At 52.5% G+C, this 26,964-nt stretch carries 27 protein-coding genes and 2 pseudogenes; 26 read left to right on the top strand and 3 right to left on the bottom strand.

The window, feature by feature from the left end; translation table 11 throughout:
- The 3 genes and pseudogenes from ACOJWD_RS07140 to ACOJWD_RS07130 all read left to right on the top strand — a co-directional run.
- Positions 1-505: pseudogene (locus ACOJWD_RS07140) on the top strand (FliI/YscN family ATPase); the annotation flags it as partial.
- Positions 506-517: 12 nt separating this feature from the next.
- Complete coding sequence (locus tag ACOJWD_RS07135) at positions 518-946, top strand: hypothetical protein (protein ID WP_486992534.1); 429 nt, start codon at positions 518-520, stop codon at positions 944-946.
- Positions 937-1,554 (top strand): PilZ domain-containing protein, encoded by a 618-nt coding sequence (locus tag ACOJWD_RS07130; RefSeq protein ID WP_486992533.1) that lies wholly within the window; start codon positions 937-939, stop codon positions 1,552-1,554. The genes ACOJWD_RS07135 and ACOJWD_RS07130 overlap by 10 nt, the downstream gene beginning before the upstream one ends.
- Before the next feature lie 256 nt (positions 1,555-1,810).
- Here ACOJWD_RS07130 and ACOJWD_RS07125 read toward each other — a convergent pair whose 3' ends face one another.
- On the bottom strand, positions 1,811-2,161 hold the full coding sequence (locus tag ACOJWD_RS07125) for a hypothetical protein (RefSeq protein ID WP_486992532.1): 351 nt from the start codon (positions 2,159-2,161) through the stop codon (positions 1,811-1,813).
- A gap of 31 nt (positions 2,162-2,192) precedes the next feature.
- On the opposite strand from ACOJWD_RS07125, the gene ACOJWD_RS07120 reads away from it, so the two are divergent.
- Genes ACOJWD_RS07120 through ACOJWD_RS07105 form a run of 4 tightly spaced genes read left to right on the top strand, consistent with a single transcriptional unit; the run spans position 2,193 to position 5,118 of the window.
- Entirely contained in the window at positions 2,193-2,870 is a 678-nt protein-coding gene (locus ACOJWD_RS07120) for a hypothetical protein (RefSeq protein WP_486992531.1), read from the top strand.
- A gap of 29 nt (positions 2,871-2,899) precedes the next feature.
- Positions 2,900-3,376, top strand: coding sequence for a flagellar hook assembly protein FlgD (locus ACOJWD_RS07115; protein WP_486992530.1), 477 nt, complete (start codon positions 2,900-2,902; stop codon positions 3,374-3,376).
- Positions 3,373-3,819, top strand: a complete 447-nt coding sequence (locus ACOJWD_RS07110) for a flagellar hook associated protein (protein WP_486992529.1) — start codon at positions 3,373-3,375, stop codon at positions 3,817-3,819. The genes ACOJWD_RS07115 and ACOJWD_RS07110 overlap by 4 nt, the downstream gene beginning before the upstream one ends.
- An 18-nt stretch (positions 3,820-3,837) precedes the next feature.
- Positions 3,838-5,118: a flagellar hook protein FlgE gene (locus ACOJWD_RS07105; protein ID WP_486992528.1), complete on the top strand. Its 1,281-nt coding sequence runs from the start codon at positions 3,838-3,840 to the stop codon at positions 5,116-5,118.
- A gap of 79 nt (positions 5,119-5,197) precedes the next feature.
- Here ACOJWD_RS07105 and ACOJWD_RS07100 read toward each other — a convergent pair whose 3' ends face one another.
- Positions 5,198-5,695: a hypothetical protein gene (locus ACOJWD_RS07100; protein ID WP_486992527.1), complete on the bottom strand. Its 498-nt coding sequence runs from the start codon at positions 5,693-5,695 to the stop codon at positions 5,198-5,200.
- A gap of 136 nt (positions 5,696-5,831) precedes the next feature.
- Here ACOJWD_RS07100 and ACOJWD_RS07095 point away from each other — a divergent pair, with 136 nt between their 5' ends.
- From ACOJWD_RS07095 to ACOJWD_RS07065, 7 genes and pseudogenes are all read left to right on the top strand, one after another.
- On the top strand, positions 5,832-6,851 hold the full coding sequence (locus tag ACOJWD_RS07095) for a hypothetical protein (RefSeq protein ID WP_486992526.1): 1,020 nt from the start codon (positions 5,832-5,834) through the stop codon (positions 6,849-6,851).
- Positions 6,817-8,561 (top strand): annotated as a pseudogene (locus tag ACOJWD_RS07090) (spore germination protein). The gene ACOJWD_RS07095 and the pseudogene ACOJWD_RS07090 overlap by 35 nt, the downstream one beginning before the upstream one ends.
- The gene (locus ACOJWD_RS07085; RefSeq protein ID WP_486992525.1) at positions 8,558-9,688 is read left to right on the top strand and encodes a Ger(x)C family spore germination protein; all 1,131 of its coding nucleotides are present in this window, start codon (positions 8,558-8,560) and stop codon (positions 9,686-9,688) included. Before ACOJWD_RS07090 ends, ACOJWD_RS07085 begins: the two are co-directional and overlap by 4 nt.
- A gap of 9 nt (positions 9,689-9,697) precedes the next feature.
- Positions 9,698-10,828: a GerAB/ArcD/ProY family transporter gene (locus ACOJWD_RS07080; protein WP_486992524.1), complete on the top strand. Its 1,131-nt coding sequence runs from the start codon at positions 9,698-9,700 to the stop codon at positions 10,826-10,828.
- Positions 10,829-11,772: 944 nt separating this feature from the next.
- Positions 11,773-12,666, top strand: coding sequence for an ABC transporter permease (locus tag ACOJWD_RS07075; RefSeq protein WP_486992523.1), 894 nt, complete (start codon positions 11,773-11,775; stop codon positions 12,664-12,666).
- 11 nt (positions 12,667-12,677) lie between these two features.
- Positions 12,678-13,631 carry an ABC transporter permease gene (locus ACOJWD_RS07070; RefSeq protein WP_486992522.1) on the top strand — a complete coding sequence of 318 codons (954 nt, stop codon included), beginning with the start codon at positions 12,678-12,680 and terminating at the stop codon, positions 13,629-13,631.
- Between the two features lie 74 nt (positions 13,632-13,705).
- A complete protein-coding gene (locus ACOJWD_RS07065) occupies positions 13,706-14,863 on the top strand; it encodes a M20 metallopeptidase family protein (RefSeq protein ID WP_486992521.1) in 1,158 nt (385 codons plus the stop codon).
- 17 nt (positions 14,864-14,880) lie between these two features.
- On the opposite strand, the gene ACOJWD_RS07060 is transcribed toward ACOJWD_RS07065, so the two are convergent.
- A complete protein-coding gene (locus ACOJWD_RS07060) occupies positions 14,881-15,828 on the bottom strand; it encodes an NAD(P)-dependent oxidoreductase (protein WP_486992520.1) in 948 nt (315 codons plus the stop codon).
- A 130-nt stretch (positions 15,829-15,958) separates the two neighbouring features.
- On the opposite strand from ACOJWD_RS07060, the gene fliO reads away from it, so the two are divergent.
- From fliO to ACOJWD_RS07000, 12 genes are all read left to right on the top strand, one after another.
- Entirely contained in the window at positions 15,959-16,321 is a 363-nt protein-coding gene (gene fliO, locus ACOJWD_RS07055; RefSeq protein ID WP_486992519.1) for a flagellar biosynthetic protein FliO, read from the top strand.
- Complete coding sequence (gene fliP / locus ACOJWD_RS07050; RefSeq protein WP_486992518.1) at positions 16,318-17,079, top strand: flagellar type III secretion system pore protein FliP; 762 nt, start codon at positions 16,318-16,320, stop codon at positions 17,077-17,079. Before fliO ends, fliP begins: the two co-directional genes overlap by 4 nt.
- Before the next feature lie 2 nt (positions 17,080-17,081).
- Entirely contained in the window at positions 17,082-17,354 is a 273-nt protein-coding gene (locus tag ACOJWD_RS07045; RefSeq protein WP_486992517.1) for a flagellar biosynthetic protein FliQ, read from the top strand.
- Positions 17,355-17,445: 91 nt separating this feature from the next.
- Complete coding sequence (locus tag ACOJWD_RS07040; RefSeq protein ID WP_486992516.1) at positions 17,446-18,228, top strand: flagellar biosynthetic protein FliR; 783 nt, start codon at positions 17,446-17,448, stop codon at positions 18,226-18,228.
- Positions 18,229-19,320, top strand: coding sequence for an EscU/YscU/HrcU family type III secretion system export apparatus switch protein (locus ACOJWD_RS07035; protein WP_486992515.1), 1,092 nt, complete (start codon positions 18,229-18,231; stop codon positions 19,318-19,320).
- Positions 19,317-21,359: a flagellar biosynthesis protein FlhA gene (gene flhA / locus ACOJWD_RS07030; protein WP_486992514.1), complete on the top strand. Its 2,043-nt coding sequence runs from the start codon at positions 19,317-19,319 to the stop codon at positions 21,357-21,359. The genes ACOJWD_RS07035 and flhA overlap by 4 nt, the downstream gene beginning before the upstream one ends.
- Positions 21,356-22,498 (top strand): flagellar biosynthesis GTPase FlhF, encoded by a 1,143-nt coding sequence (gene flhF, locus ACOJWD_RS07025; protein WP_486992513.1) that lies wholly within the window; start codon positions 21,356-21,358, stop codon positions 22,496-22,498. Before flhA ends, flhF begins: the two co-directional genes overlap by 4 nt.
- Before the next feature lies 1 nt (position 22,499).
- A complete protein-coding gene (locus tag ACOJWD_RS07020; RefSeq protein WP_486992512.1) occupies positions 22,500-23,411 on the top strand; it encodes a MinD/ParA family protein in 912 nt (303 codons plus the stop codon).
- Positions 23,412-23,433: 22 nt separating this feature from the next.
- Positions 23,434-24,156 (top strand): flagellar hook-basal body protein, encoded by a 723-nt coding sequence (locus ACOJWD_RS07015; RefSeq protein WP_486992511.1) that lies wholly within the window; start codon positions 23,434-23,436, stop codon positions 24,154-24,156.
- A gap of 29 nt (positions 24,157-24,185) precedes the next feature.
- Positions 24,186-24,956, top strand: coding sequence for a flagellar hook-basal body protein (locus ACOJWD_RS07010; protein ID WP_486992510.1), 771 nt, complete (start codon positions 24,186-24,188; stop codon positions 24,954-24,956).
- Positions 24,957-25,486: 530 nt separating this feature from the next.
- Entirely contained in the window at positions 25,487-25,963 is a 477-nt protein-coding gene (locus tag ACOJWD_RS07005) for a flagellar basal body-associated FliL family protein (RefSeq protein ID WP_486992509.1), read from the top strand.
- 96 nt (positions 25,964-26,059) lie between these two features.
- Entirely contained in the window at positions 26,060-26,962 is a 903-nt protein-coding gene (locus ACOJWD_RS07000; RefSeq protein WP_486992508.1) for a flagellar motor switch protein FliM, read from the top strand.
- Positions 26,963-26,964 lie beyond the last annotated feature (2 nt).

The raw sequence follows: 26,964 nt of genomic DNA, 5'->3' as shown, positions 1-26,964 counted from the left end.
GGGGGGGGGTACCCCCCATGGTTTTTTCCCCGTGTTCCCCCCATTTGTGTCGGGGGGGGGTGGGGGGGGCAACGGTACCATTACCGGACTCTTCACGGTGCTGCTGGATGGCGACGATCCGACCGACCCCATCGGAGACGCCGTGCGAGGCATCTTGGACGGGAACCTTTACCTCTCTCGGTATTTGGCAGAACGGGCGCATTTTCCCGCTATTGATGTTCTAAAAAGCTTGTCGCGGGTCATGCCGTTGGTGGTGAATGAGGAGCATCAAGGGTTGGCACGGCGTACGCGGCGGATTCTCTCTCGATTAGAGAAGAATGCGGACCTCGTGGCGCTGGGGGCCTATCACCCGGGAGCCGATCCTATCCTCGATGCCTCCTTGCGGGTTGAACAGCCGCTCAATCATTGGCTTCAGCAAGGGGTAGATGAATTTTTTGACCCATCGGACGCCTTGCAGTCGTTGGCGGAACTGCTCGCCAGTGAGCCCGGATTGGAACTGGCATGATAGGGAATTGGCATGATTGAAGCATTGGTTGACCTCATTAATCGTGATATGGATGAGTTATTGCGTCAACTGGCCGACTTATTGGAAGAACGTCATCGTTACGAAATGCAAGTGCAGTATTGGCATGAGCATTTGCATGGAAGAAATAGTGCGTTCGGATTTGCACAAGGGGAGCAAATTGCGGCATGGTTGCAATATGGGGAGCGTGCACAACGTGAACTGAAAATCTTGGAAGAAAAGGATTTTCTTGTTGTAGAGCGAATATCTGATTGTCGAGATTTGTTGCTCAGCCTGACGCGCCGAAAGGAGGCGTTGACGGAAGTCCTCAATCGCCGTCGCCTAGCAGCAGAGCGATTGGCTCAGCGCAGGCAGATGAGAGACATGATGCAGCGGAATGCAGCCCAGCGCATGTTGCAAGAGGGGGAAGAACCATGGGCCTAGAGCCGAACCAAATCATCCACATTGTGTACCAAAATCGGCTCGTCACCAGCCGGGTGATTCGCAGCGTACGCAATGAGGTCTACATCGATGCTCTGCATGACGCCGAGACGGAGCTGACTCCGATGCCCGGTCAAAAGGTTCCTTTTCGATGGAGCGAGGATGACGCTTTATATGAGCAAGAGGGGCTGATTACCGATGTTCTCGACCCTATTCCGATTATGGTTGTGCACATGGAAGGAAAGCCTCGGGTGGTGGAATTGCGTAAATCCTATCGCATCAAGGCGGTTTTGCCAGTCGAGTACGGTCTTTTGCGACCGGATTCGGAGCTTTTGGTGACTACCACCCTGGATATTTCATTGACGGGACTGCGATTTCGCAGTGGCGTGAAATTATGGAACGGGCTCGAAATGAAAATGAGAGTACGTATTGAACAACGGACTATCGAAATGGCTGCTAAGGTGGTGCGGGTTGCACCCAAACCCCGTGAAATACGGGGACGGGAAAGTTGGGAAACCGCTGTCCATTACCTACACATGAGTGCCAATGACAGGGCCTGGCTTGAACAGTATTTGCGCCGTCAGCATGCCCGCTCGCAAGTCACAGGTTAAGATTTTTTATCACGGCATTGAAAGGAGGTGAAAAAATGCTAGTAAGTCTCGTGTCCATTGATACTCCTACAACCAGTGCAGCAACATCGCTGCCATCCAGCGAGAGCGGTCAGTCGACGACCGCAAGATTTCATAAGACGCTCAAAGGTGCAACCGAGGCAGCGTCTGAAAAGGTTGGATCCTCAGACAAAAAGCCTGTCACAACGTCTAGGCAGAAGACAACAAAGGCGTCTAAGAAACAGCAGAAGAACACACCTCAGGATGCCATGGTTTTAGGTGGTGTACTCAATGTGTCCTCGAACCATACCCTATCCGCCCTTAACGAGGACACGGCGTCGGTGAAAACCACGCAGTCCCAAGTGACAGTGTCCACGATGTCCGGTTCGCGCTTAATATCTCGGTCCCCCAAGGGGGTAAAAACATCTAAAGGAACGGGCGTGTCTCTTTCCAAGATGACATTGGCAGAAAAACAGCCATCGCTGAAGTCGCCCGTGACCATCATGAAGAGTACCGTGAATGGCGTTCTAAAAGGGGCATCAAAGGGATCTGTTCCGACCTCTTCATCGAAACCTGCTGCGACGTCCATGACGCCACCAATCGAGGACACGCCTTCTCAGGATGCCGCAATGAGGGCCAAAATGATGTCAGAAACCCCAGATAAGAAGGCTCGCGCTGAGACGGTATCCCCAAAGAAGCCGTCGCTAGATAAAGGGAATGCGTCCACAACCAATAGTGGCACTCCGTCTACGTCGGGATCGCAAACCGTTACGGCACCATCGGGTAGTGGGACGCCAGTGGGGTCCTCGTTGGGACACGTGGGTAGTGTCGTGTCGCGCAGTCGATCGACGCAGGTGTCATCGGATCCCACGAAAGATGCCACTGCCGCGACATCGAAGCCTCCAGGTTGGACCATCCAATCGACGGGGGGGAGCAATCAAGGGGGAATTAAGCAGTCAACCTGGACAATTCGGCCGCCTTTGGCGATGGGACCGGCGATGAAAATGGATCTGACTCAACAAGGATCCAACCTCAAAGCGAATCTTACGGTCAATTCGGAAAGCCTCGGGATGTTCAATATGAGTCCGACAGCGCTTCCGCACCAGGCGGTTCATCTACCGGAGGGCGTTTCGACATTGCAGTTCTCGTTGACGGCACAGGGAGGCTCATCCCAGATGTCAGGAAATGGTTATACGCCATCGGGCGGTGGGTATTCGGGAGAGGGATCCGCCTATGGACAATCGGGATCGTCGAGTAGCGTGACCGATACGGTGGCCGGGAGTGGGGCGTTGCTGCAAGGCATCGACTATCGGGTGTAAAAGATTTTTAAGAGAAAGGAGAGAGTGTAGTGAGTGTGAGTCCTCTTTCAGCGAGTACCGTGAATAGCGTGAATACTACCCCATCGACCACCAGCCTTTTGAGCGGTTTGACGAGTACGAGCACGACGACTAGTAGTCAGTCTTCAACCAGTGCGACGTCGCAGTTGGGGGAGTCAGCATTTTTGACGTTACTGTCAGCGGAACTTCAATACCAAAATCCTCTACAACCCATGGACAATACCCAGTTTGTGGCCGAGTTGGCGCAGTTCTCGCAGCTATCAGCCACGACCAGCCAGACTTCGACGTTGAACAATATTTTAACGTCACTGCAAGGAAATTCCTTGGTGAATGCTAGTCAAATGATTGGAAAAACCGTCACCACTAGCTCCGGTACCGGAACCGTGACCGCGGTCACCTCGACGTCCGGAGGCCTTTCCTATGAAGTGAAAGGCATCGGTTCGGTGACATCAAGCGACATCACGGGAATCAGTGAAGCCTCGTCATGAGCACGATTAACAGCATTGGCGCGATTAGTGGGTCGAGCCCGGTCAATACCGAGCCAAAGGCGGCTTCGGGATTTCAGGAACTGGTGCAGCAGAAGGTGACATTTAGTCGTCACGCGGCAGCTCGAATGCAGGAACGTCACATTAATCTTTCGCAGAAGGACATGGCACTTTTAGAAGAGGCGATGGGTAAGGCACGGACCACTGGGGCGAATAAGGCAGCCATTGTGATGGATTCGGGGATTTTTATTGTCGCTCCGGGGAGCAATACGGTGATTACCACAGTACCGAAAGAGAGTGCACAACCGATGCAAGTGATTTCCGAAGTGGACGCGATGGTCTTAGTAGGCGGGGCCTCATCTGAGGGCGCTTCGTCCCCCCGACCGACCGACGGGGGACAACCAACGCCAGTCCACTGGAGTCTTATACAGAATACGGACCAATAACCAGAGGAGGCCAATATCATGGCAGGTAGTATGTACGCAGCGATTTCTGGATTAAATGCCAACCAATCGCTACTGGGTGTGGTGGCAGAAAATATCGCCAACTCGGAGACTGTGGGGTATAAAGCGAGTTCGATGAACTTTTCGCAGGCACTGCAGCAAACCGTGTCTGGCGCCTCGGCGCCGACAGCCAATCTCGGTGGTATTGATCCGGAACAGTTGGCCGCAGGAGGGGCCGTCAATGTGGCCGATGTGCAAGTGAATACTAGTGAAGGGACATTGCAGTCGACCGGCATTAACACCAATCTGGCGGTGCAAGGGAACGGATATTTTGTGGTCCAAACCTCCGGTGGGGGACTCGCCTATACCCGAGCAGGCGATTTTAGTATGGATGCGAACGGAAATATGGTGGACCCCTCAGGCGACAAGGTGCTGGGATGGAGTCCCACCACCGTCGCGAGTAACGGACAGACGGCGACGAACATGGTCCCGATTACGATTACACCCAATGAAACGCAGGCCGCTACCGCGACTAATGCCGGTACTGCCGCCGCACCGGCCGTGCCCATCGCCCTGTCGGGCAACCTGGATAGTCAGGACGCCAGTGATACGGTGCCAGTGACCATTTACGATTCCCAAGGGAATGAGATTCCGGTGACACTGACCTTTACCAATGCTAATCCTACGAGTGGGGGCACGAGTTGGTCGGTCAGTTATAGCTATCAGCTACCCGGTTCGAGTACCGCAACTAACGGTGGCCAGATTGGGACATTGAGTTTTGCCAGCACCCCGCCTACGTATACGAGTTCAGGTAACATCAGCATTACCCCTACAGATGGTTCAGCCGCTATTTCATTCCCTTTGGCGAGTTCGAGTTTCGCGAACCTCACCGGATTTGCGATGTCGACCAGCATCCAAGCGACAGCGAATGGCAACCCAGCCGGTACGCTTGAGAATTTTACCATTGGTTCTGATGGAACTATTACCGGGAGTTTTTCCAATGGCCAGACCCAGGTTTTAGGACAAGTGGCGCTAGCCAACTTTACCAATCCGGGAGGGTTACTCAATATTGGTAATACCTTGTGGCAACAATCTCCGGACTCCGGGAATCCGCAAGTCGGTACGGCGTCGACGGGCCAATTGGGGAGTATTGCGGCCGGGGAGTTGGAGGGATCTAACGTGAGCCTCGCCAATGAGTTTGTGAATATGATCATTGCCCAGCAAGGCTATCAAGCTAATTCTAAAGTTATTTCGGTCGCGCAAACCCTAGATAGTACCTTGGTGAACGCGATTCAAGCATAAGCACTTCATCACAAGCGGCCTCAAAGCCTTTTTGGGGCCGTTTTTTATTGCGTTTATCACCATGGGATAGTATGTAGCCCTATTGCAGGGTATTGGTAAAGGGCATTTGGCTATACGTTTCCGCTTTGTTTCCTTGGATATATTGACTGACCCACAGGGTATGAGCATTAATCGGCTGCAGAGAAAGATGCATTGGAATGGACTTGGTGGTTCCCGACAGCGTTCCTTCCTCGAGAGAACCACGAAGTTGTAACTTCTTAGGAGACGTGCGCGTGCCTCGCAATATGCCTTCATTAAGAGTGCCAAATTCGCTGACATAGACATCAATGGAAATGCGTGCTCCGTCAATCGACTCGATACTAAATTCTTCTCGGGGAGCACCTGAGCCTGGGCTATTGAGCTGCCAAGCGACGTTGGTTGATAACACGGTGGGCCCTAAAGAGAGAGTGTTGTGATGCGATTCGACACGCGTTTTGGCCGAATGGCGTGACACCGCCACAGGTGATGCTCCGCAACCCGCAATTAATACCGTTAAAGTCGTTAATGGAATCATCCACGACAGACGTCTCGTGTTCACGATGAAGTCACTATCCTTTCCACGCCCCATCATATCATGTTCGCTCCGAGGTGCTGTGCACAAAAATTTGCCGTGCTGTCATAGGAATAACTTATGACGATTAGTTACATGCTTCTTTTGCAGGGAGGCATGACGGGTGTCATACACGGCAAGTTTTTATTACGATGCACTGCTTTGGGCAGCCATCTTGTATGGCGCGGGTGTCGTCTTTAAGTTTGGCAGCGTATTTCTCTATGAAGCGCTCATGCCGTGGTTCTCAGACCACCCGAGTCAGAAAAAGGCCAAGCCTCAATTGTCGAAATCTCAAACCATTTTATGGTGGGGGCTCGGGGGATACCTCTTACTCTCCGGTTTGGTACAGATTCCACCCCAACTGGCACTAGAACACAAAGAGACTCTTCTAAAGATGCTAGGGATCATGCATGCCCCGGGAATCGGGGCAGGCTTAGAAAGGGCGTGGGTCGGTTTTTTTGCCCTTCATCCCATTACCTACAACATTTTAAGTTTCATGATTCAAGCGGTCTTGGGGATATTTCTCCTCACCGAGCGCGCAACCCTGCTCGGAAAAGTCACCATGGTCGCCACGGCACTCTGGGGGCTTATCATAGCCATATTTCCGGAAGGGCTGGGTTTTTTACTCGGTTCCCGCAATGCCATGGTGTCGGGGATTCCGGGAGGATTTTTGGTTGCGGCCGTCGCGATTTTGCTATTAATCCCGTACGACCGCTTTAGCGAGAGGATGTTCTTACGCCGCGGACGGCTGGTGTGGGGACTCATGTGGGGAGTCGGGTGTGTTTGGCAGGTCCTCTTTTTTCGTTCCCACCGGCAGGCAGCGCTTTATATGGTATCGCCCTCCTTTCCGCAGCCCGCGGTGATTACTAGAGTGATTGAGGGCATCGGACGATGGGCGACATTCGATCCGGTGTTAGCGAACTTGTGTTTGATGGTAGGCATTGCGGTGGTGGGCGTCACAGTCTTCTTTGGCGTGACGGGGAGCCGCTACTTTGTACTGGTGATTTTATTTTTATTTTGGTGGATTAATCAAGACTTTGGCCTTCTACCCCAATTCGGCCTGATGCTTAATACCGCGCCGCTTTGGATTCTGGTGGCGTGGGCGCTGGATGAGAGCTCCATCGCTAGAGCGGCTGCGGTGTAACTTCCACTGTCCAAGGCGCGAGGTTGTCTTCGCGGGGAAAGGAGATTCGTTGAAAAAGCCATCCAAGTCCTCTACGTTCAACCAAAAGGGCACAGCCTATAACGAAACATTAAAGGATTTGACGCAATCCAGTCAAAGCATGGTTCAGTGGCTTGATGCCCTATTAGAAGAAGAGGCCCAGACCGGATCGGTGGCATCTTATAGTGGTTCGCTTGATGAGGCGTATAATCTCCTTAAATCCACCCTAGGAGAGTCACCGGACATCATCATACGACGTTTTCAACTCGGGCAAGGCCGATGGCCGGCCATGATTGTCTTTGACGATGGCCAGGTGGATAACGCGATTGTTGATCGTGATACGCTCATGATGATGGAACTTGCCACTCCTCAAGAAGTGAGTCCAAAGGCGCTGTTTGACGCTATTCATTATCACTTTCTCGCCGTAGGTCACGTCAAAATCGGGACCAAATGGGCGGACATTATGCCCTCGATGCTATTAGGGATGACCCTTCTCTTCATTGATGGTGTGGCCAATGCTTAATGCTGGATTCCGTCAAATTTCCTTCTCGCAACATTGGTCGCTCGGAATCGGAGCCATCCATTAAAGGACCTCAAGAAGCCTTCACCGAAGTGCTGCTCACGCAGATGAATCAATTGCGAAGGCGGTTACCGGCACCTAGTCTGCAATTTGAACCCTTCACGATTGGTACGGAGAGTCATACCACCGTGTTAGTTTGCTATGTCAGGAATGTGGCCAATCCTGCCATCGTGGATGCCATCAAAAAGCGCATGGGCGCGATATCCCGGGCTTCGGTTCAAACCAGCAATGAAGTCGGGGAATATCTTGCGGATCGGCGCATCACCATTTTTCCGCAATTGCGGATGAGCGATCGGGTGGACTTAGTCGCTCGAAACCTCTCACAGGGCAAAGTTGCCATCTTAACGGCCAACGATCCGACGGCGTTGGTTTTGCCCAATACGCTGATGGATTTTTATCAGACCACCCAAGATTATGCGTTCCCCTTTTGGGATGCGACCTTGGTACGTATCGTACGACTGGCGGGACTATTAGTGGGCCTTTATTTGATGCCACTTTATATTGCCTTGAGTTCGGTGAATCCGGATCTCTTTTCATTAAAGCTGCTCCTAACAGTGACTGGGGCCCGTCAAGGGATGCCGTTTCCTCCCGTCATTGAAGTGATGATTATGTGGTTTATTATCGAAATTCTGCGAGAAGCCGCGAACCGCTTACCCCAGCAAATGGCGACCACGATTGGGACTGTGGGAGCGGTAGTCGTGGGGACGGCGATTGTGAAAGCGGGACTCATTGATGCCATAATGATTATCATTGTCACGATTACCGCCTTAGGACTTTATACCGTGCCCGCCATCGAATTAGCGTCGACCTGGCGGTGGCTGTTTTGGTTTTATATCGGTGCGTCGTGGCTCTTTGGGATTTATGGGATCGTGCTTTTTAGCGTGGTACTCATTACCCACCTCAATTCCTTAGAGAATTTTGGCGTCCCCTATTTCGCGCCGCTGGCTCCGATTCGCCTACGAGATTTGAAGGATTCTTGGATTCGATTGCCCTTCCCGGACCTTCTTTTACGCCCACGAACTCTGAGGACGTTGGACCCTCGGCAAGGGGTTTCTGATCCAGTGCACTCCAATTTTGACTTGCATCGTGTGCAACAGAGGTATCGGCGGTGAGGTGGCCCTCGAAGCTTGTCATAGTGTCTATGCTTTCATTGATGATGTCTCTTCTTTCGGGTTGCTGGAGTGATCGGCCCGTAGAGTATCGCGCACTGGCGCTGGCCATGGGATTTTCTCCGGCGCCCCAAGCGAAGATTCGCGTCACCCTGCAGTTTCCGACCCGATCCGGGCTCACCACTCTCACGGGTGCAGGAGCGTCTTCCGGGTCTAGTGGATCCACTAGTCCGCCGAGCTATAGCGTATCCGCTACTGGAATGACGCCCGGGAGTGCTCTCGCCCGCATTCAAGGACAGGTGCAAAGCGAAGTATACTTAGGACAAATTCAGATTTTGGCCTTTTCCCCGCGACTCAGCCAGAGTCAAATGGGGACTATCGACGATTTTTTGACCCGCATGGGACCGATGGATAAGACCGCCTATGTGGTGGGGACTCCTTCTGTGAAGGCACTCTTTTCGGTAAATCCCAGTAACGGGGCATTACCGGTCATGGATTTGGTGCAAGGATTCAGCTGTAATAATTGTGAAACCGTGACATATCGTCAGCACCAATGGGATCTGGAGGTGGCGCTTCCGACCCCTGGGGATAGTGCATGGATGCCATACGTCACGATAGGGCCCAAAGGGTTTGTGACCGATCAGATTATGGTGTATCGCGGACTCATTCCGGCCGAAATTCTTCCTCCAAGACAAAGCATGTTATTGGGATATACTCTTGGGCGCACCGGAAGGGGTTACGTGAGCTATATGGCGGGGGGCGATCGCATTGGCGTTCGCACGATGACGGCGTCACCGAGTGAAAAGGCCACTCTGGACAATGGGAAACTCACCCTCTGCATGAATCTAAATATCACGGGCACACTGGATACTTGGACCGGACCTGCGCTGACACCGGCGCTGGTGCAATGGATCCAGAGCCACACCAATCAATTTCTCTCGCAGCAAATTCTCTCGGCCTTGGTGAGTGTTCAGCAACATGGATCGGATCCCACGGACTTTCTTGGGCCGCTCATTTGGCGAAAGGAACCCCAGTGGCGGTATCTTCCAGTATGGGAAAAGGTCTATCGTACCGCAGACGTGGTAGTGCACGTGAATTTTCATTTGCGTAACGTCGGTGATTCGAACTAGGAGGCGCTCGTGGAAACCATTAACGCATGGCAATTTGCGACGGCCATGATTGCGAGCTATATTGGACTCGGAGTCTTTCAATTTCCACGGGAATTGATGGACTTTTCGGATGGCGAGGCGCTGTGGTCATTGCTTCTCTTGAGTTTGGTCTTCTTCGGCATCTTAAAGCTCTATATGCACCTCGCGTTGCAAATGGGAGACCAGCCGATTGGACCCCTGTTAAGTGACTTGTTTACTCCCGTGGGAGCCCTTCCCTTGCGACTGATCCGATTTAGCATTGGGGTGCTTTTGGCAGCCTCGGCACTGGCCAACTTCGGCCAGGTCATGCGTACCTTTTTTTTGCCGGGAACTCCCATATGGGCAATTGAAGCGGCGCTGATGCTCACGGCAGGGTACATGGCCTGGTATGGCGCTGCCGTTGTGGCTCGGACCATCGAGACGGTCTTTTTACCCAGTCTGGTAGGCTCGATCATGATCGGCTTCTTGGTCGTCCATGAACTGCACTTTCTTTGGGCGCTTGTTCCTTCGACTCATATCAAGGTCGATGCGCTGGCACTCGGCGCCTACCATAGTTCCTATATCTATTTCTCGTTTGATACCATTCTCGGTCTCTATCCCGTGGTACGACCGGAGCGTCGACAAGCCGCACTCACCTATGCTACCCGGATGTATCTTGGAACGGTTGGTGTTTTTCTTTTTGGGCTCGCGATTGTGGTCGGGACGGAAGGCCCATCTGCGGTGTCATTGATGCAATGGCCACCAGTTTCGGCGTTGCGCCTCGCTAATGCGCGGGGATTTTTCATTAGTAAATTGGGGCTTCTGGTGGTGGTCTTATGGGGGCTTTTCATCCTCGCATTTATCGGTCTTCGTCTTTGGTATGTCGCCTACGAGGTGTCTCTTCCGTCCAAACAACATGTGTTAGTCGGACGCTATCATTGGGTCGTCATCGCGGTGAGCGTTGCCATTTTCATTGTGGCACAAACCTTTGGCAATGTGGTGGTGCTAGTACACGTATTTCAAACCTGGGGCATCTTTGCCGTGACATGCTATCTTGTGATCTTTCCGTTGTTGGTACTTATGGCACTCGGCCTGCGTCGCCGCCACCAACGGCATTCGCCGGGATTATCGACGGACACTTAGTATCTTAAAACCAGAATCTTTAGCTCCCCGCATCAGCAGTGCGAGGCTTGGCTGTCCATTTAGGAAAAATCCTGGTGTCGGTGGCGAGGTGAATTGCTCCTGAGCCATGGTATAGAACCCGCGGGGTGATATCAAGAGGGACTACGGTGTACCAATGCTTTTTGGCAGGACATGCATTTTACTCATATTTCATAAACTACCACGGCCCTTCTTGGTAACTGTGCAAAGCGTGTTTCACATACCGAATCACGTTATCGGGGAGAGCTGACATGGCCTACCATGGCAACTGGTCACCTTGATGCAGCTCCTCAATGACGGTTCGCCTCCGTCAATGTGACCCGCTGGTACACGCTAGTAGCGGTCTTCGTATCCCGTATTCGATCGCAAGACGAGCAATGCGTCACGGTCGTGAACGAGAAAAATGTGAACTCTGGCCATCACTTTCAATCCTGTGATGGGTCGATCCTTCTCGATAAAATGCGAGGGAGTACCATGCGACGACACGGCTGCTGCTATTATACGGGCCGAGAAGACGCTGCTCTTGCGTCCGCCATGGCTTTCCTATTCAGGGTCAAATGGTGTTTTAAAGGGTATTCAACGCGGCCAGGGCTATTAAGTGAACGGACCTTAAGAGCGTCGTCAATTCTAAAAGCAGGAGATTTCTTGTTGATGGCGAATTGTCTCCTTCGAAGCGATTTGTATTATAACTATGGTAAATAGGACTTCGCAGAAAAGCATCACAATTACCGGAATTTGAGAGCGGTTTTTTTGAGATTTGGCCGATGGAGTGACAGGAATTATCCCGCCTGATCGCGAATACAGTGACATGCTTTAGGAAGGAAAAGAACTACTGTATCACTTCTTTTCGCGAAGACGTTGATGGTTTGACGGCCACCCGGACCAACTTGGTCCGGCGTGTTGATTCTTATACTAGGAGGGCGGTTATGGCGACAGCTGAGTTGAAACCCAGTCCCCCATCTTCGAAACTTATGGAGCGCCGTAGCGCTTCACGAGAATGGCGAACATTTTGGAAGAATCCTTTGGCGTGGTTCGGGGTTATTGTTCTTGTAATCCTCATTCTTTTTTCCTTTGCAGGCCCTATCTTCTACCATGTGAGTGCCTATGCGCCCAATCTCAATGATGCCTTGGCCGCACCGAGCGCTAAACATCTCTTGGGGACCGATAGTTTGGGACGAGATGTTCTGATCCGTCTCATGATTGGTGGCCAGCTCTCGCTCGAGGTGGGATTTGCTGCGGCTTTTGTGACCATGTTGATTGGTGTGGTCTTCGGGCTTACTAGCGGATTTTTGGGTGGCGCCACTGATGTCATTATGATGCGTGTGGTGGATGTCTTGTACGCTATCCCGAGTCTTTTCTTATTGCTCTTCCTGGATTCGGTCTTTCGACCGAGCGCGCTGTTATTGGTCTTCGTAATTGCCGCCGTGTCCTGGTTTGGTGTCGCCCGTCTAGTGCGGGGAGAAGTACTCTCTCTGAAGAACCGGGAGTATGTTGAAGCGGCTCGGGCGCTCGGTTCGGGTAATTTTCGTATTATGTTGCGGCATTTATTGCCGAACGTGCTAGGGGTAGTGATGGTGGCGACCACCTTGCAGGTGGCGAACGCTATTTTGACTGTCGCCGGACTGAGCTTCTTAGGGCTGGGACTTCCTCCGCCGACACCGAACTGGGGAGAGATGCTCTCCGATAGTATGACCTACATGTTTCAAAATGCCTGGTGGCTCATCTATCCACCGGGGATCGCTATATTATTGGTCGAACTTTGCGTGAACTTTATCGGGGTGTCTCTGCGGCAGGCCTACGATCCGCGTCTACGGAAGTAAGGAGGGATATCGTGGCACGATTTATCATCTACCGTTTCATTCAAGCCATACCGGCGATGATAGGTATTACCATCATCGGATTCTTTTTAGTCCACATTGTCCCTGGTGGGCCGGCGCAGGCAATGCTCGGCGCCCGGGCTACACCGCAGAAGATTGCGGAAGTGAATCGTATCTATGGGTTAAACAAACCGATTTTTGAACAGTATGTCATTTGGCTTAGCCAGATTATCCGTGGAAACTTTGGAGAGTCCTATTTTTATAACGAGCCGGTGTTAAAGCTTATTGCCATTAACATGCCGCGGACGCTCGCGATTGTAGGGATTGGGGTGCTGGTCGCTCACTTGGGATCGGTGATTCTCGGAAGTATTCAAGCCTACTACCACAACAGTTGGTTTGACTACGCGATGACCGCCGTCACCTATTTCTTTTATGCGATGCCGATTTTTTGGTTGGGCATTATCCTCATTTTGCTGTTCTCGGTCCACTTCAGTTGGTTCCCCTCGGGAGGGTTGAGTAATCCCATGAATCCCAATCCGGGAATTGGCTCATGGATTGCCCATACCACTCTTCCCGTCATTACCATTGTTATTGGGACCATTGCGGGATGGGCGCAGTATATGCGTAGTTCGATGGAAGAAGTGTTGGTTCAGGATTACATTCGCACTGCCCGTTCAAAAGGGGTCAAAGAGTCGCTGGTGTTGATGAAGCATGGGCTAAGAAATTCCATCTTGCCGCTTATTACGCTCTTAGGATTTTCACTGCCGAATCTCTTCGCGGGCGCTCTCTATGTGGAAGTGGTGTTTAATTATCCCGGAATGGGCCTCTTGTTCTGGAATGCGGCGAACCAACGCGACTACCCGATTATTCTCGGGATTGTGGTCATTACCGGTGTTCTTACGATTCTCGGCAACCTATTTGCCGACTTGCTCTACGGTCTCATTGATCCGCGCATTAAATATAATTAGCAACGACATCCGGGGAGGACAGCGGCCCTCCCCTTTGGTGTATCTTTCGGGGACTTGGGAAAAGGGGATTAGCTATGGAATTCGACCAGCATTTATGGGACGAGATTGAGCCTTGGATGATTGAGATTCGACGGACAATCCATCGGCATCCTGAGATGGGACTCGAGACCATGCAAACACAGCTCACAGTAGAAGCGGCATTGGATACAATCGGGGTTTTGCATTCGCGTCCAATTGCCTATGGCGTGAAGGCCGTGATCGGGCAAGAGAAAAAGGGGCCAGCGTTGTTGTTACGCGCCGACATGGACGCACTTCCGATTGCCGAAGAGAATGATTTGCCCTTTAAGTCTTTAGTACCTGGGGTGATGCATGCGTGTGGACACGATTGCCATACGGCCATGTTGCTAGGGGCGGCCCGTTACATTGCAGCCCATCGGAAGGAACTCAAGCGCCCAGTGGTACTCATGTTTCAACCCGCCGAAGAAGGACCCGGTGGCGCGGTTCCGATGATTGAGCAAGGCATCTTATCTGACCCGCCAGTCTCCGAGGCGGCCATGGTTCATGTCAGTTCCGAACTGCCTTATGGGGTGATTGGTCTTCGCGAGGGGCCGAGTATGGGAGCTTGTGATGATTTTGAACTCACTATTATTGGACGCGGTGGCCATGGATCGACGCCGCACGTCGGCGTCGATGCGATTTTTGTGGCGGCATCCGTGATTCAAGCCATACAAGCGATTGTCAGCCGTGAGCAAGACCCATTTGATGCCTTGGTAATTAGTGTGGGTACGATTCATGGAGGATATCGGGAAAACATCATTGCCGATCGGGTGACGTTGACCGGGACCATCCGTACCATGACGCCTCAGTCGCGGCAACGGGCAGTATCGCGCTTTCAAGAAGTGGTCCGTGGGGTTGTTGCCATGTACGGGGCACAGGTTGCACTGCATATTGAAGCGGGCTATCCACCTTTGGTGGCCGACGTTCCCTGGGCTCGGAGAGTCCGCCACACGGTGAGCACTCTTTTGGGGGAGGACGCGGTGCAAGAAATCCCGCCCACACTTGGGGTGGAAGACTTTGCGTATGTCGCTGAAAAGGTCCCGGGTGTGTGCTTGAATGTCGGAATCCAGGGGGAAGCGTTTACGACGGGCCTGCACTCAGCGGGGCTCATTGTGGATGAGCGTGGCTTAGCGGCAGGCGCTAAGGGGTTCATTGCACTGGCATTAGACGCCTAATCAGATCGTTTGGCCGTTCATCGCACCGGAGAACGGGGGGGCTGACCGTGCAGTTCTCGCATGACGTCATCTAACACCAGGTGGGTTGTGCGTTCCATGGCTTCTTGAGTGAGGCCCGCGATATGGGGCGTGAGGTAGACTTCTGGAAAAGCGGCTAGCGGGTCAGGTTGAAGCGGAGGTTCGATTTCTCGAACATCGAGAAACACCGCTTTGAGGACGTGGGCCATGAGGGCCTCTCGCAGAGCATTTTCATCAATGAGCGCCCCTCGGGCGGTATTAATGACCACCATTCCTGATTTCATTAACGGGATGGTGGTTTTGTTTAATAGATGATAGGTGTCAGACCGTAATGGGGCGTGCAGACTGAGGACGTCAACCGTGGCCAAGAGCGCTTCTAAGGTCAAAGAGGCTTGTACTGTGCCGTCAACAATGAGGGGATGAAATGGTGCGACGTGAGGATCATAGCACTGCACTCTCATCCCCAAGAAGCGAGCCATGCGCGCAATTCGGCTTCCGATGTCCCCGAGGCCCACAATACCGAGAGACTTCCCGTAGAGTTCTCGACCCCCGAGACTACGCTGCCAGTTCCCGGCTTTGGTATCGTCTGACCAGCGCAGCCATGGACGAACGCTGTACAGCAGGGCTCCCATTACGTATTCCACCACGGCAATGGCATTGGCAGAGCGCGCATAGACGACATGGATGCCGCGAGCATGGCAGGCGGCAAGGTCAATATTATCGAGACCGACACCAAGGCGCCCGATCACCCGGAGGTGGGGAGCTTGATCCAGGAGATCAGACGTGATGGCGGTGCGATTGCGGATCACGAGAGCGGTGGCCTTCCTGAGCATAGCCCCGAGGGCGTCCTGGTGCTGCCAAAGGTCCGGCGCATAGAGGCTTTCATAATGCAGCATTCGGAGCCTCTCTTGCCCGATTTGATCCATCCATTCCGTGGCGATGATCATGAATTCACCTCTTTGTCAAGTTTATTGGAAGAATAAACCTGCGCTTTTCTGCTTTAAAATAGCCCTTGAAGTTTCCTATTCCACAGGGACAGTTTTTATAATGGCCAAGAAAGATTGGGGGCTTTTCTCAATGTCGTCCGTTGGACTTTTCCTGCGGTTTCTTTGGGCCATGTTGTTGGTACTGGCCTTAGCGTATGTTGCTGTGCGCATGCTGAAGAAGATTGGCTTCGGCAAGTCGAGTCCATCTCGGTATATAAATCAGATTGACTACCTCAGTATGGGACCTAAACGGGGGATTGCTTTGGTACAAGTGGTCGATCGCACGGTGGTGCTGGGGGTCACTGATAACGGGATTTCCCTCCTTATGGAGGTGGAGCCGGGTGCCATGGCGGAACGAGCTTCTGCAGTGGCCGATCCGATGGCGTCTCCTCCCTCGATTTCCCAATTTGCTGAAGAGATGATTAAGCGATTGAGACGGGATGGAAAGCAATGAAGCGTCGCATCTTGCGTTGGTCTGTTCCATTTTTGGCCGTGGCGATGGTGTTCTTGGCGTCTTCTCCCGTTTGGGCACAGAGTATTGGAATTCCGTCGATCTCCATTAATTCGGGGCATAGTTCATCGCCCAGTCAAACGATTGGGGTGTTGGCGCTTCTCACTATCATTTCGTTCGTGCCGGCGATTTTGCTCACCATGACCGCCTTTACACGGGTCATTACGGTGCTATCCTTTGTGCAAAGTGCCCTCGGACTACAGTCCACACCCCCCAGTCAGGTGCTAGTGGGGCTAGCATTATTTTTGACCTTTTTTATTATGGCGCCAACTTTTTCAGCGATTAATCACCAAGCACTCCATCCCTACCTTGCGGGGCATATTTCCCTCACGGCTGCGGGCACTCGGGCGCTGAATCCCTTGAGGGTGTTTATGTATCATGAAACGCGAACATCGGATTTAGCCATGTTTTTGAGTATGGACCATGTGAAGCCGCCGCATAGTCTCAAGGGCGTTCCGACCATTGCGTTAATTCCGGCGTTTATCATTTCGGAGTTGAAGACGGCATTTGAAATTGGGGTCTATATTTACATTCCGTTTGTGGTCATTGATATGGTAGTGGCGACCATCTTGATGTCGATGGGCATGATGATGGTACCGCCGACCTTGATTTCTTTGCCCCTTAAATTGTTGCTTTTCGTCCTAGCGAATGGCTGGGCATTAGTGGTTCAGTCATTAGTGTTGTCCTTTCACGGAGGTTAATGATGTTCGATCATGTGTTGCAATTAAGCCAAGAAGCGATGGTGACGGCCGGCATTGTGTTGCTACCCCTTCTGGCGGTGTCGCTTATCGTTGGGCTCCTAGTGGGGATATTCCAAGCCACCACGCAAATTCAAGAAATGACGCTGTCGTTCTTACCCAAATTGGCGGCGCTCGGCATTATTCTTTATATCGGGGGCCCATGGTTTTTGAGGATTTTAGTGAGCTTTATGCATCAAGACCTGGCGAATTTTTGGCAGCCTGGCTTTCTTCCATGAGCATTTTCGGCATTAAAATGCGAAAGCGCCGCAATTTGTCTCGTACAATACACATACATCCTCCCATAGGGATGGATAGGGATGGTTGGGTTTGACACTCTCTTTACAACTGACCGCCTTGACAACGGCATTTTTTCTGGTCGCGTCACGGGTGGCAGGTATCGTGGTCGCAGCGCCGTTTTTCGGGTCAAGCTACATCCCGGCCAAGATTCGGGTGGCGATGGTTTTTGTGTTAGCCCTCATCTTGACTCCGGGGCTACATGTGGCCTCGGGAATGACGTTTGGGCTAACCATGGTGGTGGGCGTGTTAATCCAATTTGCGATTGGGACCATGATGGGGCTGGTACTAGCCCTCTTCTTGAGCCTTTTTGGGATGGCCGGAGAAATTATCACCTATCAGTTAGGGGTAGGATTGGCCGTGTCGGCCAACCCGGGGTTGCTCTCGGAGGGATCTTTTTTAGCGGAATGGGACACCTTGTTGGCCACCTACGTATTTGTGGTCGCGGGGGGCCCTGAGCTCGCCATCACGGCGTTACACGCGAGCTTTCAAGCCATCTCCATTAATGCGCTAGTGATTCCCGGTGCTTCGTTTGGGTTCATTGCCGGGCTTTTTCAAACCATTTTAGAAATTGCACTGTTGATTGCAGCGCCCTTAGTGATCACGGGGCTGGTTGTGAATTTAAGTGTGGGGATTTTATCGCGAGCGTTTCCGCAGTTAAATGCCTTCTTTTTCGCATTGCCGATTAATTTTGGGTTAAGTCTATTAATTTTTGTGGCAATCTTACCATTGATGTTGTCGGTGATGCCGAATATTTGGCAAGAAGCGTGGACCGACGTGAGTCGGTTGTTGGTGTATTTGGAAGGGCGCGGGTAAATGAGTCAAGCACAGCTATGGTCGATATCGGGTCCGTGGTTCATGGCCGAGCGCACGCATGCTCCCACCCCTCGTCGACGGGAGCGAGCCCGTCGCGAAGGGCAGGGATGGTTTTCTCCAGATTTCCAGGGGGCTGTGGCACTGGTGGTGGCGGTGCTGGTTTTGCGATGGTATTTGCCATTTGCTGGCCGTGACCTCGCTCACATGGAATCGGCCATTTTGGCTTTGAACATTGGTCCTGACTTTTCCGTGACCTGGTATAGTGCGGCGAGCGTGGCCGCCAAGACATTACTCAGTGTGCTCATGCCGATTGTCCTGCCGATTACTGGCGTGGGATTGCTCGCTGCGGTGGCTCAGCGAGGATTGCGATTCAATTTTACCAAGCTCGCCCCTGACTTTACACGCTTAGATCCCATCGCCGGACTCACCCGTCTTTTTTCGGTTCAGGGACTCTGGCTCTTGGCGAAAGGGCTACTCAAAATGGCCATTATTGGGGTGGCTGTGGGATTGAGCATTGCTGGGCAATTGGGTACTTATGCACAGATGTTGGTAATGCCGCTTGGCACGGCCTTAAAGGAGTCGAGTACGCTTTTAACCGGTGTCATGTTGCGAGCGGCAGCGGCGTTTTTCGTCATTGGAGTGATTGACATGGGCTATCAATACCGTTCATATCAGCAAAGTTTGAAAATGTCCACCGAAGAAGTGCGCGATGAAGCGAAAGAGTCCGAGGGAGATCCGAAAATTCGTAGCCGTCGACGCCAATTGCATCGCAAGTTCATCCAAACCGGGATGCGCGAGGTGAAGAACGCGTCGGTGATCGTGACCAATCCTACCCATTATGCGGTGGCCCTTAAATGGGATGAAAAGGCGATGGGAGCTCCCCAAGTGGCCGCCAAGGGCACCGATGAGATTGCGTTGGCCATGCGCGAAGTCGCGTATGAATATAGCATTCCGATTGTGGAAAATCCTCCCTTAGCCCGATCGCTGTATTTGGTACCCCTGGGCGATTCTATTCGTGAAGAGCACTATCAGGCGGTGGCCGATATTCTGGCCTTTATCATACGCCGACGAACGGGAGGCCGCGCCCGATGAAATTTAATCCGCAGGCCATCCTTAAAGAAGGGTTTGTCCCTCTTGCTGCTATCGTGGCGATTTTAATGTTGGTCATCCCGGTGCCCCCGTGGATTTTAGATTTCTTTCTTTTGGTGAACATCGCACTTTCGATCACGGTACTGGTGTCGACCATGTTTATCGATCAAGTCCTGGAATTATCGGTGTTCCCTTCGCTCTTGCTCTTAACCACGCTATTTCGCCTCGCGCTCGAGGTGACCGCCACCCGTCTTATCCTTTTAGAGGGGAATCCAGGGTCGGTAATTACCACCTTTGGTCGCTTAGTGGTGGGAAACAATGTGATTGTCGGGATTATCATTTTTATTATCTTGATTGTGATTCAGTTCATGGTGATTACGCGAGGTGCCGAGCGCGTGTCTGAAGTCGCGGCGCGCTTTACCTTGGATGCGATGCCGGGAAAGCAGATGGCGGTTGATGCGGAATTGAATGCCGGCCTTATTCGTGAGGCGGAAGCCAAGCGACGGCGCCAAGATATTGAACGCGAAGCCGATTTTTATGGCGCGATGGATGGAGCGTCGAAGTTTGTTCGCGGGGATGCCATGGCCGGTATTGTGATTGTCGTGATTAATATTGTCGGCGGCCTTATCATTGGCATGGTGCAACGTCATCTCTCGATCGGGGCGGCCGCCAGCACCTATACCATTCTGACCATTGGAGAAGGGTTGACCACACAAATCCCTGCCCTGTTATTGTCGACTTCAACCGGAATTTTGGTGACGCGGTCAGGATCGGCGGGATCGACCCTCAATAAGGATGTGTTGTCGCAACTGACAGCCCTTCCCAAGGTGCTCTACATTGTCGCGATTGTCCTCGGGTTGCTGGCAATTTTGGGCATTCCGCCCCTTGTTCCCTTGATTTTGGGGGGGACGGCATTTTACTTAGCCTGGCGATTAGATAACGACCAAAAGAAGGAAAAGGTGAACGAGGCGGAGAAACAGCGTATAGAGACCGAAAGCCAGAAAAATCGACCGGAATCGGCACTCAATTTGATTGGCAGTGATGCGGTGGAATTAGAGGTCGGTGTGGGACTGGTGCCTCTGGTCGGTGGACAAGCGGGGAAGGATTTGCGTGAGAGGATCTCGGCGTTGCGTCGGCAAGTGACCGTAGAAATGGGGTTGGTGATTCCACCTATTCGGGTGCGCGATAATTTGGAACTGCAGTTAAACCAGTATCGCATTCGTGTCCGGGGAGCCGAAGTGGCGCTCAATGAGGTGAGACCCGATCGATTTCTCGCCATGGGAGGTGGAGAATTGGGTATTGAGACCGCTGTGCCTACAACCGATCCGGTCTTCGGGTTGTCGGCATTTTGGATCCGTGAAGACTCTCGGGAACGGGCAGAAATGGCTGGCGCCACGGTGATCGATCCTGGTTCGGTGATGGTCACTCACTTGGCTGAAGTGATTCGCCGACATGCCTACGAAATTATTGGTCGACAAGATGTCAAACTTTTAATTGACCATGTCCGACAGAGCCATCCGGTCGTGGTGCAAGAATTGATTCCGGATTTACTCAGTCTGGGCGAGGTACAACGCGTGTTGTCCAATTTACTTCGCGAGCGCGTTTCTATACGGGATTTGCCCACCATTCTCGAAGCCTTGGCGGACCGCGCTCGGGTGAACCGGGATGTGGATGTGCTGACTGAGTCGGCGCGTCAGGCCGTGGGACGGCATATCACGCGGGGCTTGATGCGGCAAGGGGTGTTGCATGCGTTAGTATTGTCTCCCGAGGTGGAGGCTGAACTACGCGGATCGATTGAGCATACCGATCAAGGTAACTATCTGAATCTGGACCCGGCCAAGGCGCAGCAAATTTTTCAGAGTATCCGTGATTCCCTGGGCAATATGCCTCAGGGGGCACCGGCGACCATTATTACCTCACCCATCATCCGGGTGTACTTAAAACGACTCACAGAACGAATGTGGAAAGATATGGCGGTTCTGTCCTATGCAGAGTTAGGTAGCGATATTGCGGTGAAGACGGTTGGGGTGGTGTCATTATGATAGTGAAACGATTTACGGCACGGACAGCCGAGGAAGCATTGGCGATGGCCAAGTGGGAATTGGGTGAGGATGCCATCATTCTCTCTTCAGGGAAGGCCCGGGATCCCTGGTGGCGATTTTGGCAAAGTGGGTTTCAAGTGCTGGTCGCCACCGACTATACCCGGCGTTCAGCGGCCACCGCTGCCCAAGAGGCGGCTCCGACCATGACGGCAAGCGCCGAGGCCATCCCAGTCATTCAAGTGGGAAGCGTTTCACCCGTGCCGAGTCATCGCGAACCCGCCATCTCCAACGAAGCGGCGGACTATCGCATGGATGATGTCATTCATATGTTGGAGGGCTTAGGCGAGCGTCTGGATCGGATGCAGGGCATTGACGACCCTGAGGTGGAAGATACCTACCAATGGTTGCTTGAGCGCCACGTACAAGATGGCTGGGCAAGAAAACTGGCGGATTCCGTGCAAACCATGATGCAAGAAGGGGAATTCGGTCGTGACGAAGCTTTGAGTGAGGTGCTTGAAGAACGGCTAGGGCCTCCGCAACCGATCGCCTTGGCGGATCCGGCAACGGTCCTATTTGTGGGCCCCACCGGTTCCGGGAAGACCACCACTATCGCTAAGTTAGCCGCCTATTGCCACTTGGAACGAAAGAAGTCGGTGCTATTAATTTCCACAGACACCTTTCGGGTGGCGGCAGTGGAACAATTGAAAACCTATTCCGAAATTATCGGGATTCCTTTTCAGGTGGCACTGCGACCGCAAGACATTCCTCACATTTTGAAAGACCGCAAAGCGGATGTGGTGCTGATTGATACTGCAGGGCATAGTCTGAACCATGCGCTTTATATGTCCGAAATTCGTACCGTGGCGGAACTGTCTCGGGCCAATGATATCCAACTCGTTCTTCCAGCAAGCATGGATTCCTCATTGATGCAGGAAACCGCTCGCCGTTTTGCGGACGGGTTAAGTCCCAAAGTATGTTTTACCAAGGTTGATGAAGTCCAACACATTGGCGGCCTTCTCTCATGTGCTTTGACGCTAGGATGGCCTCTTTCCTATCTCACCGATGGTCAAAATGTGCCTGATGATATCCAAGTGGCGTTTGCAAAAACACTAGCCATGCTCTTGAAGGGCGGTGCCTAACATGGCCAAGCAAGGTGATAGCTTGCGGAGTTGGGTGAGGTCAAAGGCGGACGAAGCGACTCGAGAAGTTCTGCATGACCGGCTCGAGGGAGCGCGTGTCATGGCGGTCACCTCCGGGAAAGGGGGCGTGGGGAAGTCTAGTCTGGTGTTAAATTTGGCGATGGCCCTCTCGGATCGCGGCCAGCGGGTGGTTATTCTCGACGCAGATTTGGGTTTGGCCAATATCAATATTATGCTAGGATATGAACCCATTTATACTTTGTGGGATGTTGTGGAAAAGCGAGTAGCCTTAAGGGATACTTTGCAAAATGGGCCTAAGGGGATTCGGATTATTCCCGGTGGTTCCGGTATTACCGAGCTTGCGCGTATTGATAGCATTGAAGTCGGTCATATCGTAGAGAGCTTTCAAGAGCTCGAAGGAGAGTGTGATTGGCTCATTATTGATACCTCTGCCGGCATTTCCGAGGCGGTGTTGTCGTTCGTTCTGGCAGCGGATGAGGCGTTGGTGGTGACCAATCCTGAGCCGACGGCGCTGGCGGATGCCTATGGTCTGATCAAGGCGGTGTGGGAACAAAATGGCCGTGTTGCACTCAAATTGGTGATGAATCGAGTTCACTCCAGGGAGCAGGGGGAGCGACTGGGGCAACGGCTTAGTGATTTAGCCGATAAAGCCTTGGGCCAAGGTGTCGAATTTATTGGGCAGGTGAGCGAGGACGCTATGGTATCGCGATCAGTACTGCGACAAAACCCCTTCTATTTAGCCTATCCTAATGCCGCGGCTTCGTTCGACATCGGAGATATTGCGGACCGATTGTTGCATCGGGTGCCTCCGCCGCGACGCGGTGGATGGGGAGGATTTGTGAGACGACTCGTGGAAAACTGGCCTCGGGAAATCGATCGTGATCCCATTTGACAGGGAGTGAAGGAGGGTAGATATGGACGCATTATATATTAGTGCTGCAGGAATGATTGCCCAAAATCAGTCGCTCGGACTGATTGCCGGCAATATCGCGAACAGTCAGTCGGCGGGATATCTCGCGCAACAGGGCACGTTTACGGCGTTTCCTACCGGAAGCTTGGAGGATACCGGATCAGGCAAAGTACTGGGGCAAACCTCCAATGGTGTGGCGTTTAGTTCCAGCATTGCCACCGGGGGCGGTGGGGTCTCATCAACCACCAATCCGAATGACTTAGCCATTGTAGGACAAGGGTATTTTGTGGTGAGGACACCTCAGGGGTTAGCCTATACCCGGGATGGCCAATTTTCCGTGGACGGTAAGGGAAATTTAGTGACAGCTGAAGGAGACTTTGTCCTTAACCAGGCGGGAAAGCCCATTCAGTTGCAGTCCGGCCAGTCGTTTAGTGTTAGTCCGACAGGCGTCATTACGCAAGGGAATGCCACGATCGGTACCTTGGCACTGACGAATCTCTCGGCCACCGGCTTAGCCGCTCTAGGCAATAATCTCTATACTAGCCCGACTCGAACTCCATTCACGGGCCAAGTGATTCAGTCTTCCTTAAATACCTCGAATGTAAATGTCGAAAATTCTATGGTGGACATGATTGATGCTCAGTCTTGGTACCAGTCGCTGACCCAAGTGGTCAATGAAGAAAGTAAGCGCCTCGCCACGGCGGCCACGCTCGGGGAATTAACCTAGCATGAACCTCAATGAAGAAGGGGGATCATATGTTTAATGTTTTAGGAATTGGGGCGAATGGGCTTAATGCTCAAAATGATGTTCTTAATGCGGTGGCGGCTAACATTGCTAACGCCAATACGCCAGGTTATGGGAGTCGCGAAACGGCATTGGCCAGCACCGGAAACGCAGTGCAGCGTCAGCCGGGAGCCACCCTGTTGGGGCAAACGCTGAGTTCGGGTCTCGCGATGAATACCGGGGCGAGCCTGGTCTCCGATACGCCAACGTTTTCTCAGGGAATCCAGCCTACCAATAGTGCATCCAATATTGCGATTGACGGCAATGGGTTTTTTATGGTCTCGTCTCCGAATGGAATTTCTTATACGAGGGCAGGGTTGTTTCAAATTGATTCCGGGGGGGAACTGGTCCTTCCTGGAGGTGCCAAACTTTACCCGCCGGTGAATCTTCCCGTGGGTGAGAACTTCACCATTGCAGCGGATGGCGTGGTTACGGTGAGTGGCGTCAATGGTCCTCAGACGGTCGGTCAGGTCAAGATCGCCTCCATCCCCAATCCCCAAGGATTGGTGGCGCAAGGTAATAATCTTTATGGACTCTCAGCCAACTCTGGAACCCCAACGGTGACCGTTCCTGGTCAGGGTGGTACGGGTACCTTACAGTCATCAGCTGTGAATCAAAGTGGCACCAGCCTCGCCAGTAACATGGTGGATTTGGTCCAGGCGGAGACAGCATATAGCCTCAATGCCAAGGTGATATCTGTCGACCAGCAAGTGATTCAGTCCACCACAAACCTTCAGGCCTAGGAGATCTTTAGATCGTCTCGCAGGTGGGGAGTCGCGACTGAACAGATTGCTGGGGCTGTTGGTTGGGGAGACTTCTCCATATTAATGATCGGAAGCGGCCCGGCTTTCTACGCGGCTAAGACTAGGGAAAGATTCGAGCCAAGAGGGCGCATATAAGGGGTTCAAATATTTGATCTCGTCCAACACGGTTTGAGAGAGTGTGTGAGCATGGATGCGGCAGTCCTTGGCAGGAGAGCCTTGGGACCGAGATCCGAATCACCGGTGGCGACTAAGATATAGCGCCCGATGAGAGGGACTATGCACATCGGATGCAGTGGAATCTTCGACAATGGGTAATTCAGCGTCGGGGGCAGCGATCGCCTTAGTTTTGGAAGATATCTGAGGCGTCAGCACTTTTTGGCATGGAGTATTGGCGCAAGATCAAGACATGGATTCATTCCCTCACCGCCTGACTTTGAGTGTAGCGGAGCGGACGATGAACAATCAATTCTGAGCGGTACCACTGGGACGCTCTTGAAGAGGGGACTCATTTGAAGAAAATTCTTTTGTTTGTCATCATTTTTATCGTTGGTGCGGGGATCGGTGCGGGCGGTATTGTCTTTTTAGAACCGTCCCTCTTAAGTCATACGCCCGCACCGGTGATCGAGTCGACCCCCTTTTCGGCGAAGACAGCGGTCGCAGTAACGGAGTCTAGTATTGAAAGTAATTTGCAGGGAGACACGCACTACGTGAGTTTGGATTTAGAGTTTGAGGTCATGCCCGCCGCGTTGATTTCTGCCGGAGGCACGGTCGCTGGGGCCGCCGGGGGGTCGGGTACGGGCTCAGCCGAATTGGACGCGAAGATTCGCAATCAAATTATTGCGTTGGCGCGGTCGACCCCCTATAGTGAATTGACCAGTTCAGGTGGGTTGACCATATTCAAGGATCAGGTCTCCTATATTTTGCAATCGATTTTTGGGCCAGGCACCGTAGGGGGCATATACTTCTCTAACTTGCTCACGCAATAGGGAATTTGTTGTTGAGGAGAACAGGAGTTCTGGTCTCACGAGCCGAATATGGTCTCATTGATAGAACCGGATCTATAGCGCAAGAGGGGATGCCGCATGGGCTTAGTGCGAGATTATGAAGGCGTTCGAGCCTATGACTTTCAACGGTCACACCAGTTAAGTCGAGCTCAGCTCGACGCCGTGATGGCCACGATGACGATGTTTTGGCGGAACACCGCCAACTTTTTGTCATCGTATCTGCGAACGCCATTGCAGTTGCAGCACTTGTCAGTGGAGCAAGTGATGTATGAAGATATGATTCAAACCATCAAGGCCCCTACTGTATTGGGCATATTCACGAGTTCTCCCAATGTCGGTAACTCTCTATTTGAATGTTCACCGATTATTGCATTGGCTATGATTGATCGTGCCTTGGGAGGGCCGGGCGTGGGAGACTGGCCGGGCCGCCGCTTGACCCAGATCGAACAAAGCATCGTACGCCATTTGCTGAACCGCATGCTGCGTATTTATGCGGATGTCTGGAATCCGATGATGGCGATTGAACCGGTGGTGACCTCCATGGAACACAGTCCAGCATTTTCGCAAATTGCTGGTGAGGGGGACCTGGTTGTCGTGGCACGGCAGCAAGTCACCCTGGACGGGCACCGTGGTCAATTAACGATGGTTTGGCCATATACGAGCATTATGCCTCTGGCAGAAGCGAGCATCAAATTTCAACTCACCCGGGATGGATCGTTAGATAACGTGCAGGTCATGACCAAAGAGATGAAGCGCCACGTAGAAATGGCACCGATTCGAGCCGCGGTGGTGCTGGGTAAAACCGATATCACGGTATCGGAGTTCAGTCAACTGAAGGTCGGGGATGCGTTAGTCCTCAAGAATCGTTATGATCAACCGCTCACATTGCGTATGGGCAACCGCAATAAGTTCCAGGTATTGCCGGGAAAGAGTCGAGGACATTTAGCGGTGCGTGTGATATCACGAACGGGGGATGAATGAAA

The organism is Sulfobacillus sp. TH-112, from assembly GCF_057473405.1.
Note: the sequence above shows the minus strand (reverse complement) of the source record. Positions and strands in the feature narration are given on the sequence as shown.

Excerpts from the sequence above, each read along its gene's own strand:
- ACOJWD_RS07135 (WP_486992534.1), top strand. The coding sequence starts at position 518 with ATGATTGAAGCATTGGTTGACCTCATTAATCGTGATATGGATGAGTTA.
- ACOJWD_RS07130 (WP_486992533.1), top strand. The coding sequence starts at position 937 with ATGGGCCTAGAGCCGAACCAAATCATCCACATTGTGTACCAAAATCGG.
- ACOJWD_RS07120 (WP_486992531.1), top strand. The coding sequence starts at position 2,193 with ATGATGTCAGAAACCCCAGATAAGAAGGCTCGCGCTGAGACGGTATCC.
- ACOJWD_RS07110 (WP_486992529.1), top strand. The coding sequence starts at position 3,373 with ATGAGCACGATTAACAGCATTGGCGCGATTAGTGGGTCGAGCCCGGTC.
- ACOJWD_RS07105 (WP_486992528.1), top strand. The coding sequence starts at position 3,838 with ATGGCAGGTAGTATGTACGCAGCGATTTCTGGATTAAATGCCAACCAA.
- ACOJWD_RS07075 (WP_486992523.1), top strand. The coding sequence starts at position 11,773 with ATGGCGACAGCTGAGTTGAAACCCAGTCCCCCATCTTCGAAACTTATG.
- ACOJWD_RS07065 (WP_486992521.1), top strand. The coding sequence starts at position 13,706 with ATGGAATTCGACCAGCATTTATGGGACGAGATTGAGCCTTGGATGATT.
- ACOJWD_RS07060 (WP_486992520.1), bottom strand. The coding sequence starts at position 15,828 with ATGATCATCGCCACGGAATGGATGGATCAAATCGGGCAAGAGAGGCTC.
- fliO (WP_486992519.1), top strand. The coding sequence starts at position 15,959 with ATGTCGTCCGTTGGACTTTTCCTGCGGTTTCTTTGGGCCATGTTGTTG.
- fliP (WP_486992518.1), top strand. The coding sequence starts at position 16,318 with ATGAAGCGTCGCATCTTGCGTTGGTCTGTTCCATTTTTGGCCGTGGCG.
- ACOJWD_RS07045 (WP_486992517.1), top strand. The coding sequence starts at position 17,082 with ATGTTCGATCATGTGTTGCAATTAAGCCAAGAAGCGATGGTGACGGCC.
- ACOJWD_RS07035 (WP_486992515.1), top strand. The coding sequence starts at position 18,229 with ATGAGTCAAGCACAGCTATGGTCGATATCGGGTCCGTGGTTCATGGCC.
- flhA (WP_486992514.1), top strand. The coding sequence starts at position 19,317 with ATGAAATTTAATCCGCAGGCCATCCTTAAAGAAGGGTTTGTCCCTCTT.
- flhF (WP_486992513.1), top strand. The coding sequence starts at position 21,356 with ATGATAGTGAAACGATTTACGGCACGGACAGCCGAGGAAGCATTGGCG.
- ACOJWD_RS07020 (WP_486992512.1), top strand. The coding sequence starts at position 22,500 with ATGGCCAAGCAAGGTGATAGCTTGCGGAGTTGGGTGAGGTCAAAGGCG.
- ACOJWD_RS07015 (WP_486992511.1), top strand. The coding sequence starts at position 23,434 with ATGGACGCATTATATATTAGTGCTGCAGGAATGATTGCCCAAAATCAG.
- ACOJWD_RS07010 (WP_486992510.1), top strand. The coding sequence starts at position 24,186 with ATGTTTAATGTTTTAGGAATTGGGGCGAATGGGCTTAATGCTCAAAAT.
- ACOJWD_RS07000 (WP_486992508.1), top strand. The coding sequence starts at position 26,060 with ATGGGCTTAGTGCGAGATTATGAAGGCGTTCGAGCCTATGACTTTCAA.